General features: G+C 36.4%; 13 protein-coding genes. 3 read left to right on the top strand and 10 right to left on the bottom strand.

The features are described from left to right. Window positions 1-47 precede the first annotated feature (47 nt). The 5 genes from ACVWM0_RS03110 to ACVWM0_RS03090 all read right to left on the bottom strand — a co-directional run bounded on the left by ACVWM0_RS03110 (window position 48) and on the right by ACVWM0_RS03090 (window position 6346). Window positions 48-1061, bottom strand: coding sequence for a serine hydrolase domain-containing protein (locus ACVWM0_RS03110; protein ID WP_476473186.1), 1014 nt, complete (start codon window positions 1059-1061; stop codon window positions 48-50). Window positions 1062-1125: 64 nt separating this feature from the next. Beyond that, window positions 1126-1992: a VOC family protein gene (locus ACVWM0_RS03105; RefSeq protein WP_476473185.1), complete on the bottom strand. Its 867-nt coding sequence runs from the start codon at window positions 1990-1992 to the stop codon at window positions 1126-1128. 124 nt (window positions 1993-2116) lie between these two features. After that, window positions 2117-3955 carry an ABC transporter ATP-binding protein gene (locus ACVWM0_RS03100; protein ID WP_476473184.1) on the bottom strand — a complete coding sequence of 613 codons (1839 nt, stop codon included), beginning with the start codon at window positions 3953-3955 and terminating at the stop codon, window positions 2117-2119. After that, the gene (locus ACVWM0_RS03095) at window positions 3952-5670 is read right to left on the bottom strand and encodes an ABC transporter ATP-binding protein (RefSeq protein ID WP_476473183.1); all 1719 of its coding nucleotides are present in this window, start codon (window positions 5668-5670) and stop codon (window positions 3952-3954) included. Before ACVWM0_RS03095 ends, ACVWM0_RS03100 begins: the two co-directional genes overlap by 4 nt. Beyond that, the gene (locus ACVWM0_RS03090) at window positions 5654-6346 is read right to left on the bottom strand and encodes a TetR/AcrR family transcriptional regulator (RefSeq protein WP_476473182.1); all 693 of its coding nucleotides are present in this window, start codon (window positions 6344-6346) and stop codon (window positions 5654-5656) included. The genes ACVWM0_RS03095 and ACVWM0_RS03090 overlap by 17 nt, the downstream gene beginning before the upstream one ends. Window positions 6347-6502: 156 nt before the next feature. Here ACVWM0_RS03090 and ACVWM0_RS03085 point away from each other — a divergent pair, with 156 nt between their 5' ends. After that, a complete protein-coding gene (locus ACVWM0_RS03085; RefSeq protein WP_476473181.1) occupies window positions 6503-7489 on the top strand; it encodes an NAD(P)/FAD-dependent oxidoreductase in 987 nt (328 codons plus the stop codon). A 59-nt stretch (window positions 7490-7548) separates the two neighbouring features. After that, window positions 7549-8037 carry a phosphatidylglycerophosphatase A family protein gene (locus ACVWM0_RS03080; protein ID WP_476473180.1) on the top strand — a complete coding sequence of 163 codons (489 nt, stop codon included), beginning with the start codon at window positions 7549-7551 and terminating at the stop codon, window positions 8035-8037. Window positions 8038-8057: 20 nt separating this feature from the next. Here the strand turns inward: ACVWM0_RS03080 and ACVWM0_RS03075 are convergent, their stop codons facing one another. Genes ACVWM0_RS03075 through ACVWM0_RS03060 form a run of 4 tightly spaced genes read right to left on the bottom strand, consistent with a single transcriptional unit; the run spans window position 8058 to window position 11536 of the window. Continuing rightward, window positions 8058-8705, bottom strand: a complete 648-nt coding sequence (locus ACVWM0_RS03075; RefSeq protein ID WP_476473179.1) for a TIGR01906 family membrane protein — start codon at window positions 8703-8705, stop codon at window positions 8058-8060. After that, window positions 8705-9472 carry a TIGR01457 family HAD-type hydrolase gene (locus tag ACVWM0_RS03070; protein ID WP_476473178.1) on the bottom strand — a complete coding sequence of 256 codons (768 nt, stop codon included), beginning with the start codon at window positions 9470-9472 and terminating at the stop codon, window positions 8705-8707. The genes ACVWM0_RS03075 and ACVWM0_RS03070 overlap by 1 nt, the downstream gene beginning before the upstream one ends. A 9-nt stretch (window positions 9473-9481) precedes the next feature. Next, window positions 9482-10147, bottom strand: coding sequence for a YutD family protein (locus ACVWM0_RS03065; protein WP_476473177.1), 666 nt, complete (start codon window positions 10145-10147; stop codon window positions 9482-9484). A 21-nt stretch (window positions 10148-10168) separates the two neighbouring features. Beyond that, window positions 10169-11536 carry a bifunctional metallophosphatase/5'-nucleotidase gene (locus ACVWM0_RS03060; RefSeq protein ID WP_476473176.1) on the bottom strand — a complete coding sequence of 456 codons (1368 nt, stop codon included), beginning with the start codon at window positions 11534-11536 and terminating at the stop codon, window positions 10169-10171. An 88-nt stretch (window positions 11537-11624) separates the two neighbouring features. Here ACVWM0_RS03060 and ACVWM0_RS03055 point away from each other — a divergent pair, with 88 nt between their 5' ends. Continuing rightward, window positions 11625-12116, top strand: coding sequence for a methylated-DNA--[protein]-cysteine S-methyltransferase (locus ACVWM0_RS03055; RefSeq protein WP_476473175.1), 492 nt, complete (start codon window positions 11625-11627; stop codon window positions 12114-12116). A 14-nt stretch (window positions 12117-12130) separates the two neighbouring features. Here the strand turns inward: ACVWM0_RS03055 and ACVWM0_RS03050 are convergent, their stop codons facing one another. Next, on the bottom strand, window positions 12131-12880 hold the full coding sequence (locus ACVWM0_RS03050) for a tyrosine-protein phosphatase (protein ID WP_476473174.1): 750 nt from the start codon (window positions 12878-12880) through the stop codon (window positions 12131-12133). Window positions 12881-12904 lie beyond the last annotated feature (24 nt).

Raw genomic sequence — 12904 nt, 5'->3', positions numbered from 1 at the left:
CTTCACCTCATACATAGTCTTGCATTCAGTATAACATTTTTTTTAACCTACGTCTTTTCATTTAAATAAATACTAATCATCTCATCCCGCTTCTCTAAGTACTCTATTCTGTTATCCATGGGATGCACTCGATTTGATAGGAAGATAAAAGCTTCTCGATTAACGATATCCATCAAAATGAAGGTACCTGTATAACCTGTATGAAATAACATAGGAACGCCGTTATGATTGTTGTATTTAATGTCCCAACCTAAACTTCTCTCTTGGTTACCTAAAGGAGTATAATCTTGTAATAGAGACATGATCGTAGATGCTTTCAAGTAAAAAGTCTCCTCTGTCTTCCCTTGTTGAAGCATCATCTGAACAAACTTTTCCGTGTCACAAAGGGTTGAAAATAGCCCTGCGCTACCACACGTTTCTTGTAAAATAAAGGCTTTAGGATCATGAACCTCCCCTTGAATCATGCCTCTATCTTTCCTATATTCAGTAGGCGCCACATCTTTTGGGTTACTAGGAGAAAATGTGCTATTTTTCATTCCTAAAGGGATCAATACTTGTTCCTCTATTACTTTTTGGACTGGTTGTTGGTAGCTATGTTCTATCATAAAACCCAACAACACAGTTCCTATATCTGTGTAGACAACCTCTAAGCCTCTCTTATCCCCTGAGGATAGAGATAAGACGGCTTGTCTTAATTCAGATTTACTTAATTCATTTCTCCTAGGTATAAAGGGGTTAATATCCGATGTATGTGTTAATAAATGCCGTAATGTCACTGTTGTATCTTGCCACTCCGGTAAATGCTGACTCAAGGCGTCATCCCAATCAATCAGTCCCTCTTCTTTCATTTTTAGCAGGACAGTATTCGTACCTATCACTTTTGTTAGGGAGGCCATATCGTATAAGGTCTCTTCCTTTAGTCGCTCTATATATGGAGCCATTTGCTTATTACCCATGTAATGACGCATGGTCTCATTTTGGTTGATAAAAGAAAACGAAGCACCAGGTATAATGCCGTCCTTAATTAATAAACGAATACTATCTATTGTCTTCTCATACATTGTTTCTAACCCCTCAATTCTATCTAAAAAAAGACAAAATGAAGGCTTCATTTTGTCTTTCATCTTATTTAAATACTCTAAACCACAGTTGGATACCACTTGGATCACTGATACCAATAATTTTTTTCCCTTTATTAAAATAGAAGGTTTGCTTGTTTTCGTTTAAATTGTCTCTAAGTTCTAATAAATTTTCAATGCTTTGAACTTTAAACGTAATATGATCGACTCCTAAATCATCATCTCTTACTGTCATATCCATCGTTGGCATACTTTCTTCTAGTGCCACTTGATGATGGTAATCATCCACCGTTAAGAAATGTTTGTTTTTGAAGTGATCGTCCTTGATACAAAATCCTAAAGAATCGACATAGAAATCATAACTTTTTTCTAAATCAAGCACGTTTAGATGAACATGTCCTATTTTTGTCTCTACAGGAAGTTTTTCAAATGTTCCAGAAATTTTATTTAATATCCTTGGTAAATCAAGTTCTTTAGTGACTCCGTCAATTTTTCCTTCACGCATTGGCCATGTTTCTTTTGGTCTGTCCCAGCTAAATTCTAAGCGGTTGCCTTCTGGATCATTGATGTAAATAGACTTACAGTATCCATGGTCACTTTGACCTTCGATTGGATAGTTTTTAGACATTAAATGTTTGACAAATGCTGCTAATTGTTCTTGTTCTGGAAATACTAACGCCATATGATACAAACCTGTCTGAGTATTTGAATCTTCTTCTCCCTCTGGCGTAGCAATTAATCCTATTATTTTTCGTTTTTGTTGGCCTATCCCCATTATAGCCATATCATTTTCTTCACTTAGTACATCTAAGCCAATAATGTATCGGTAAAAACCTACCATGCGTTCAAAATCTCTTACTTTAATGGCGACTGATGATACTTCAGTGTTTGGGTCTAACGAAAAGATTCCCATAAAGTTCCTTCCTCCTAAATAATAAACCTATTCTTCTCTTAGTGCTTTTATCGACACTTTTTTCTGCAACACTAATAATATATGTTTAAAACATAAAAGAAACAACTAATTTTCGCTTTTCTAATTAAATTGCTACATTATTACTGAATTGGCTATTATATAGGTCCGCGTAAAATCCATTTTTTTCCATTAAGACATCATGATTTCCTGTTTCAATGATTTGTCCTTTGTCCATCACAATAATATTATCAGCATCTCTGATAGTTGAAAGTCGATGAGCCACAACAAAACTTGTGCGTCCCTTCAATAATTCATCCATTGCTTGTTGAATCAGTATTTCTGTTCTAGTATCCACGCTAGATGTCGCTTCATCTAAAATCAAGACCTCTGGATTAGCTAAGAAAGCTCTAGCTATCGTTACTAATTGACGTTGTCCTTGTGAAATGTTACTTGATTCTTCATTTAGTATCGTATCATATCCATCTGGTAATCGTCTAATGAAATCATCCGCTCTTGCTGCTTTTGCTGCCCGAATAACGTCTTCATGACTTGCATTCATATTACCGTATTTAATATTATCATAAATGGTACCTGTAAATAACCATGTTTCTTGAAGAACCATCGAATAATGACTTCTTAATTCTTCTCGCGTCATATTTCTAATGTCGTTTCCTTCAAAGTATATATGACCTTCATTCACATCATAAAATCGTTCTAATAAATTGATAATCGTTGTTTTACCGGCTCCAGTTGGTCCAACTATGGCGACTTTTTGCCCTTCAAACACATCAAGATTAAAATCTGTCATTAACAATTTATCTTCTTCATAGCCAAATGCCATGTTATCAAAAACAACTTTAGCTGAAAGGTTAGCTGGTGTCGTATGAGGTACTTTTTCTTGTGTCATTTCTTCTTCATCTAATAATTCAAACACGCGTTCAGCTGAAGCAATCGTTGCCTGTAAGGTATTCAACAGATTAGCCAATTGGCTGATTGGTTGAGCGAATTGATTCATGTACTGCATAAAGGCTTGAATATCTCCTAATGGAATCACTCCTTGAGATACTTGAATCCCACCAATGACTGCAACAAAGACATACCCAATATTTTTAATGAAGTTCATTAACGGCATGATCATAGCTGAAATAAACTGTGCTTTCCAGCCCACTTTATACAGTTCCTCATTTTTTTCATCAAACATCTTTAAGTTATCTTCTTCTTGATTAAAGCTTTTAACCACTGTATGTGCGCCATAACTTTCTTCAATTTGATTATTTAATAACCCCAATGTTTTTTGTTGTGTTGAAAAGTATTTTTGAGACCGTGGGGCTATAACCATCGTTACAAGTAAACTCAATGGCAGCGTCGCAAGAGCCACTAGAGTTAATTTCCAACTAATTGAAAGCATCATCCACAGCACACCAACAAACATTATAATACTCGTTACAAATTGGGTTAAACTTTGTTGTAGGGTACCTGCAATATTATCCATATCGTTAATAGCTCGAGATAAAATATCACCATTTGAGTGCGTATCATAATACGAAATAGGCACATTGGTCATTTTTCCTTTTAACTCTTTACGAATAGTATAAACAGTACTTTGAGACACTTTTGTCATAATAAACTGTTGCAAGAAACTAAAGATTGCCGCAACAGCATACATGCCTAATACAATAAGTAATATTTGGAATATTTTATCAAAATCTATGGGAATCGTATCGAGTACTATTCCTTGTTGTCGGCTAGCTCTTGCTTCCATTAACCCTTTAAAGATTTCTGTTGTTGCTTGCCCCAATATCTTAGGTGTTCTTATTTGAAATACGGTAGAGACTATGGCTAATACAAAAACTAATACAATCAGGTAAATTTTTGATGACATGTAGGATAACAAACGTTTGGTTGTTTTCCAAAAATTCTTTGGTTTCTCTACTTTTCCTTTTGGTCCTGGTCCTGGTCTCACGCAATTTCCTCCTCTCTCAACTGAGAGTTAATAATATCTTGATAAATGGTGTTTGTTTCTTTTAACTCATTATGGGTTCCTTTACCCACCATTTTCCCTTCGTCTAGAACCAAAATAATGTCCGCATCCACGACTGTACTAATACGTTGTGCCACAATCACTTTAACCACATTCGTGATTTCCTCATTCAAAGTCGCTCTTAATGCGGCATCTGTTTTAAAGTCAAGAGCAGAAAAAGAGTCATCAAAAACATAGACCTTAGCTGGTTTGATTAATGCCCGTGCAATACACAATCTTTGTTTTTGGCCTCCAGAAAAGTTATTACCCCCCTGTTCAACGATACTATCTAAACCATCTTCTAACCCTTCTACAAAAGAGGCTGCTTGAGCAATGCGTAAAGCTTCCCACATCTCTTCTTCTGTCGCATCTTTTTTACCATAAAGTAAATTACTTCTAATAGTACCTGAAAAGAGCATCGCTTTTTGAGGAACAAAACCAACAACGTCTCGTAATTCTTTTTGAGCCATCTCTGTGACAGGCGTACCCCCTATTGTTACAGCCCCTGATTCCACATCGTAAAACCTTGGAATCAAGTTAACTAGAGAGGTTTTACCTGAACCTGTCCCCCCAATAATCGCTACTGTATCACCTGGTTTAGCATGAAAATCAACGCCTTCTAAGGCTAAGTTTTCTGCACCAGTATATCTAAAATCAACTTGATCAAAAGTAAGACTGGCTTCTTCTGGTACATCTTGAGTCGTCTCTTTATCTGTAATCGTATTAGGCATATCCAATATTTCATTAATCCTAACAGCTGAGGCTTGAGCTCTTGGTACAAAGATAAAAATCATCGCCATCATCATAAAGCTCATTAAAATTTGCATGGCATAAGTCATAAAGGCCATCATGTTCCCCACTTCAAGAGTCCCATTAGCGATATTATGACCACCAAACCAAATGATCGACACATTCGTTAAACTGATAATTAATGTAATAACTGGCATTAAAAAGCTCATAATAATATTTACTTTCACAGCAGTTTGTGTGTAATCTTTGTTGGCTTTATCAAATCGCTCTTCTTCAAATTCCGATTGATTAAAAGCTCTGATAACTCTGACCCCTGTTAAACCTTCACGAAAAACTAAGTTTAATCGGTCAGTCTTACCTTGTAGACTTTTAAACAGAGGCGTTGCGACAGCCATCGTGCCACCAACTACTAATAGTAATAAAGGAATAATCACTAAGAATATTTTCGTTAATTCTCTATCTCTCTGAAAAGCAAGGAAACTAGCACCTACTAAGGTAATAGGCGCATTAATCATTAACCTCAAAAACATTTGACTTACCATTTGAATTTGATTCACATCGTTCGTTGTCCTTGTTATCAAAGAAGCTGTCCCGACTTTATCAAACCCTTCATCAGAAGAATATTCTACTTTTTCATAAATCTCATGACGTAATTTTTTTCCTAGTTTTTGAGACTCTCTTGTTGCTATGAGGGTATTAATGATAGACGCGATAATACCAATAAGTGACACGCCTAACATCACCATTCCCACTCGCCAAATATAAGGAATATCTCCTTGTGTGACACCTTTATCAATAATATTAGATGTCAGTGTTGGTAAGTATAAATCACATAAAATTTGAACAACCATAAAACCAATCGCTGCTATGATGGCTGTGATTGACATTTTTTTAATTATCTTTTTCATCGTCTTCCTCCTTCATTTGATGAACCCCATACTTAAGCCATGATAGCTTTAGATGAAAGGCTTCTTTTATTTCTTCTATTTTTATGTCCCCTTCTCGTAACTGCATCCGGTACCCCTCGTTAATGGATGAAAACATAATAGATAAGATCAATTTAAATAATAACTTAAAGTCATGCTCACTCTCTATTTTCAATTGTTTCTTATTAAGTCCTTCGTATAAACGATTCATAGTCATTGTCTGGTCTTTTCTGTGCTTATGAATATGTTCCGTATGAGCTTTGACCTCTTCATCTGAATGAATCATGCGGTTACTTCCTCTGTAATCCATATGTAAAAAGATATTCTTATAAAACAAAGCATCTTCACCAAATAAGACAACCTCAGAAAAGTAATCAAAAAAAGCATTAAAACTTGCTAATAAGTCCCCTTGTGTTTGTTCAAATACTTCTAGTAAATAGCGTTCTGGTTCGTCCAACAACAAGTCAAATAAATAGAAAAACACATCATCTTTCCCATCGAAATATTGATAAAAACTGCCTCTAGGAATATCAGCTGTTTTAATAATATTAGCAATGGATACTTCGTGAATCGGAACCGTTGAAAATTCTTTTTTCGCTGCGTTTAGTATCTTTTCTTGTTTTTCTTCCTCTAATCGGAAGAAAGTTGGTTTTGGCATGTTATTCCCTCCTTTTTCCACTTTTATGACACAGTGTCATTATATGTGACAACCTGTCATATTGCAATAAAAAAGGACTTAGATAGACAAAAAAATACCATTTTATTTCTATTTATCTTATACTTACGAAGGAATGACCTTAAAGGAGTACAAACAATGACTGAAGAAATTTATGATATTACCATTATAGGCGGTGGTCCTGCAGGATTATTCGCAGCCTTTTATGCAGGAATGAGACAAGCCAAAACAAAAGTAATCGAGGTGTTGCCTTCTCTTGGAGGACAGCTTTCTCTGCTTTATCCAGAAAAATATATTTTCGATATTGCTGGATACCCAAAAGTAAAAGCACAGGATCTTGTGGATTCACTCATCAAACAAATAGAACCTTTTCAGCAAGACCTTTTCCTCAATGAGGAAGTTTTAGATATCGTCGAAAAAGAAGGCGTGATTGAGCTGACAACGACAAAAGGACGTCATCTTTCAAAGACCGTCATTATTGCGGCCGGAAACGGCTCTTTTCAACCTAGGAGACTCGCTGTTGAAGGGCACGAACAACTTGAAGGAAAACAATTGCATTACTATATTCAAGATATGACCGTCTTCCAAGATAAGGACATTGCTATCTGTGGTGGCGGTGACTCAGCTGTTGACTGGGCCCTAATGCTTGAAGACATAGCTCGTTCTGTGACCTTAATTCACCGTCGTCCTACTTTCCGAGCTCACGAACACAGTGTGACACAATTAATGCGTTCTTCTGTTCAATTAAAAACACCTTTTGTCATTGATCAATTAAACCAATCTGACAAAGGTTTAGAATCATTAACACTCTTGAACCCGAAAGAAGACATTGAAGAAAAACTAGTTATTGATGACTTAATTGTGAATTATGGCTTTTCTTCTTCTCTTGGACCCATCAAAAAATGGCCCTTAGACTTTAAAGGAAGCTCAATCTTGACACAATCTAATACCTCAACGAGTATTCCAGGAGTCTTTGCTATTGGGGATATCTCGACTTATGACGGGAAAGTTAAATTAATTGCCACAGGGTTTGGTGAAGCGCCAACCGCTGTGAACAACGCCATGCATTTTATTAACCCCAAAGAGCGTGTGCAACCTATGCATAGTACAAGCTTATACCAATAATTGCATCTCTTTTTCAAATTAGGTATACTAGGACTATTAAATAAAGGTGGATTAAACATATGACAATCAAAAAAGAAAACGTTAATCAAAGTGCTCGAAAATTACTTGAAGAACGAGGCGTTACATTAAAAGACATGGCTGAACTTGTCTATTTTCTACAAGAAAAATACGTAGAAGACTTGCAACTATCAACCTGTGAGGACATGATAGAAGCTGTTCTCGAAAAACGAGAAGTTCAAAACGCCATCTTAACTGGGATACAATTAGATATTCTGGCTGAAGAAGGTAAAATGATTCAACCCTTACAAGAAATCGTTGAAACAGACGAGAGTTTATATGGTATTGACGAGATTATGGCTTTATCTATCGTGAATGTGTATGGTTCTATCGGCTTTACGAACTATGGTTACATCGATAAAGTAAAACCTGGTATCTTAAAAGAATTAAACGACCATGATAATGGCCGCGTTCATACTTTCCTTGATGATATTGTTGGTGCTATCGCAGCTGCTGCAGCTAGCCGCTTAGCCCATTCAATGCCTAACTAAAAAAACAATCAAAACCTAGATTAAACCAGGTTTTGATTGTTTTTTTGTTGTTTCAGTTGTCCTTTTCCTACTAATATACCTATTAACAACAAAGTTACAAGTAAGACAAAGAATAATATAAAGCAGTGTAAAAAATAATCTTGGGGTAATGCTAAGATTATAGGGTCTGTGTATGGATCAAATATCCAAGCGTCGTTATTGAAAAAGACCGAATGGAATAACACAAAAAAGGCATCAAAAGCGACTAACATACCAAATAAGATAACCCCAATCCCTGTTAAAATATAAGTAAAGGGGCGTATGAGTAACCACATGGTTTTTTCTTTTATCATTGTTAGAATAAACCACACACTAGGAATACTCGTCATAGCCAATACAAGATAATTTAACTGGAAGAGTTTTTTCACTTCAAAAAAATGAAAAGCTCCCATATCTGAGGTTGGAAAATCAGGCATTACTAAGGGATTCACCCAAAATAAATTCAAGTAACGCATCAGCTCATCATAATTTAGCAACAACTCTCGGCGATTCACGTCCACATTATTTAAAATGTTAAGGTAATTAATGTCCCATTGATAAAGCCACCTGGCATTAATTGTGAAGGTAATCGCTACTGTCACAATAAATAAAACCAACACAACGGTTAATAGATTTCTCTTTAGTCCCATTAACCTATCAACCAATCATCTAACTGATTCACTACATGAGTCGGTGCCACAGGCAATGTAGCCACCTGGTCTGCTCTTGTAAATCCTGTCAAAACAAGCACTGTGTCTACACCGTTTTTAATGCCTGCTTGAATATCTGTCTCGTAATTATCCCCCACCATAGCAACGTCTCTCTTATCCAATCCCAAACGCTTTAAGCCAGAAGACATAATAATCGCTTCAGGTTTGCCAATTATCACTGCTTTTGTCTGCGTTGAAGTCTCAATTAAGCTGATTAAACTACCCGCTCCAGGCATTAATCCTCTATCCGTTGGAATGTTTTTATCTGGGTTTGTTCCAATAAAATGAGCTCCTTTTTTTATTGCTAATGTGGCTACTGCTAACATCTCATATGTTAGATTTGTGTCCAGTCCTACAACTACATAGTCGGGATTTACGTCATCTACTTCATACCCAGCTGACAAAATGCCTTCCTTCAACCCAGATTCTCCAATGATATAAACTTTATTCCCCTTGTTTCTATCATTCATATAATCCACCGTTGCAAGAGTAGCTGTGTAGATTGTCTCTACGCCTACATGAATATCAAAATCAGAACTCAAACGGCTCATCACCGCTTCTGGTGTTTTGGTTGTATTATTTGTCAAAAATAAAAAAGGAAGCCCTTTTTCTTGTAAACGTTCAACAAATCGCTTACCTGCTGGTATTGGTTGATTGCCTAAATAAATCGTCCCATCTAAATCAATTAAATAACCTTTGTATGTCATAATATGCTCCTAACTGTTATCTTTTTGTTTAATCGTAAAATGACGATTTTGGTTGCTTGTTTTTTTGTGTGACGTCTCTTTTGGGGTTTCTTTTTTGGCTGGCCCTTGTTTTTTAGACTTAGAAGCCTGCTGGTTATATTTGGGTTTACGTTTTGGTTTATTTGTGTCGTATCGTTTTTCTGATACATGAGCTGGATTTTTCCCTTTATTGTTTGGTGTGTGTGGTTTCTTCTTAGCATTAGATGAGTTGGAACGCCCACGACGCTTGAACTCTCCTGTTTGCTCTATAACAAAATACGCACAACCAAAGTTACAATATTCATACAAGTAATCCTCTAATGTACTAATTTTTGCATCAATAGGGGCACTTTTAAAATCATCTTTAAAAAAACCTTTTAAACGAAGTTGGTCATATCCCCAATCTCCTACAATATAATCGTATTTTTCTAAGATATCCGTGTAGCGTTTGATCAACGCCTCGTAATCAAATCCCTCACGGTACTCCTTGACTAAACGATACTCTCCATTACCTAATTTAAACCCTTTTGGATCATAACTTGCTAACAAATCAAGCAACGCTTGATCTACAACCACTTCTTCTACAACCGCTTCTTCTGTTGTTTCTACTACTTCCTCTTTTTGCTTCTTTGTACGTCTATTTCTTTTATCAGACATGTTTTCACCACCATCAGTTCTTTACTCTCTTTTGTATTTTTTATTCAAATATATCCCTAAGACTGTTCTTAAAAAGTCAGGGCCTAATAATGTAATCTCTCCGGCAATTTCTATGGTTGGAAAGAAAGGAAGAAACGCTAAATGATCCACGGTTACAAGTTCATACATCTCTTCGCTTTCAATCTCTTGTTCACGCCATAATATTTTACCAGTATGTTTTTCATAAGTGATTCCATCATACCATATTTCACCAAAAATATTCCCTCTAAATTTCATGCCAACTACTTTAAAAAAACGTAAAAAATCTCTGTTTTTTTCAATTTCTTTCACCAATCGAATCACATCTTTTCCTTTTAAACGGACTTTGATTAAATTCATTGGATGAGGTAGGCAATCGTGTAGTGTTTTTTTAGACACTGGCCCCGTCTCTAAATCTGTTAAAAACAACCCAGAATTAACCAAGGCCACGTCACACCCTGACTGATCTTTCATTGCTTCTAGCGTGGTTTCAATCAATGTGTTTTGTTTTAATAATGGGACGGGCAAGGTTGTCACTACCTCTCCTTCTAATAAGGTGTTGCCTTTAACTAAATAGGTATCAATCTCCAAAGCATCAGAAGGACTCTCTTCCAGTAGCGAAACCTGTTGAACTCCCGCCTTTTTTTCTAGTATCTGCCCCTTTTCAATGGTTAACGTTACTTCCCCTACATATTCTCCAAAGCGCCCTGCTGCGGCAAGCAAACTGCGATTCACAGTCAGCCCTTCTTTTAAGAGATGATGCGTATGGGATTGGATGATCACATCTATTTCAGGGTAGAGCATGGCTATTTCTTTGTCATCTGGCATACCTAAGTGAGACATTAATAGCAGCACATCTACCTTTTTTCTAAGATGAGGAACACGTTCTTCTAACACAGATAAGGGTTCTCTAATATTCCAACCAAAAGGAACATAAGATAAGGGCATGTAAGCTGTTAGTGCTAATACACCAATTTTTGTTCCTTCAGGTGTCACTATTATTTTCTCAGGGATTAGCCATTGAGGATAACTGCCATCTGGGTTCTCTAAATTACTTAACAATACCTCAAAGGTTGCTTCATTAAATAAATTATCCAATTCTTCTTTACTGTTTGTGATGCCCTCGTTGTTCCCAAGTGTCACCAAATCATAGGAAATATGATTTAATAATTCGACATTCCCTCGCCCATCTGTCGCTTCTGTAAAGGGATGCACTCTATCCATAAAATCCCCCAAATCCAAAGTCAAATAAGGGCTATTTTCCTCTCTTAACTCTGCCTGGCGATGCGTGATATAACGTCTTATTTTAGGCCAATGTTCAAAGTGTGAATGAAGGTCATTGGTATGAATGATATGTATTGTTTCTGTCATGGGTAACTACCTCTCCTGTTTCTTCCATTTTATACTATCATAATTTATTCTTTTCGGATATGATGTTGTTTATAAGGAGGCGGTATTTATGATCTATTCACATCCCTTGTTTCAGTTAGGCGTGATAGCGACTGACCAAGGTATCCGGTCCATTTCTTTCAATCCTGACACAGTCTGTTTACAACAAGAGCACTCTATTAAACAAACCCAGTACCTCAATCAATTAAAACAAGAATTAGACTTATACTTTTCTCAACAGCTGACAACCTTCACTGTTCCCTTAGATATCACTGGAACGCCTTTTCAGTGCACAGTTTGGCAAGCTTTGCGACACATTCCTTATGGCCAAATAGTGACATACCAAGACATTGGTGACGCTATTAGTCAACCCAAAGCCTGCCAAGCAATCGGGCAAGCCAATAAAAAAAATCCGTTACCAATACTGATTCCTTGTCACAGGGTCATTGGAAAAAATGGTAAACTTACTGGCTATATGGGACACTCATCAGAAGGCTTAATGATTAAAGAATACCTACTATCATTAGAAAAAAACGCGAAAAATGAAGAGGTTTCCTCTTAATCCTTCGCGTTTTTTTAAGCGGTAAAAGCTGATTTCATGTCATTGAAGAAGCTCTTTGGCATATTTAAAGCATCCGTGATGTACTCATTTATCCCACCATACTCTTCTTTCATCAAAGTAAGGGAGTGTTCTAAATAACGTTCATCAACGCTCATTAAAATATCTACTTCTTTTAGCTGCGCCTCAGTTAATCCTTTTTGTCTCAAATCTTCTATGATCAAATCATTGGCTGCCCTACGAGACACGTTTGTTATTAAGTAATCTTTCAGAATCGCTTCTTTGGGTACATCTAGCGCACTTAGAATCAATGCAGCCCCCATTCCTGTTCGATCTTTTCCAGCAAAACAATGAAACAACATTGGATTATCAGGCTCTGAAATAACTAACTCTAAAAACTCTTGATACCCTTTTTTTGCCCCTGGTGTTAATATCAGTTCTTCATAAAGACGCATCATTCCAACATCAGCAGTATGTTTGCTATTAACGAGCTCTTCCATACTAGCTCCTTGTTCTTTAGCATCTTTTAAGATATCAATGTTAACATATTTTATGCCTTCAATGCTATCATCTGGGCGTTCCTTTGTTTCTGCTTCGCCCCTAAAATCGACGATTGTTTTTAATTTATAATCCGTTAATAACCGGTCCACATCTGATTGATGCACGTTAACAATTTCACCACTTCGGAAAAAATGTTGGCTCTTAACTTTAGTATGGTTCTTGGTCTCTAAGTTACCAATATCGCGAAAATTAACTACTGTCTTCATTCTGTACACGCCCTTCATCCATCT

The sequence above is a fragment of the Vagococcus sp. 211 genome, assembly GCF_056322705.1.
Note: the sequence above shows the minus strand (reverse complement) of the source record. Positions and strands in the feature narration are given on the sequence as shown.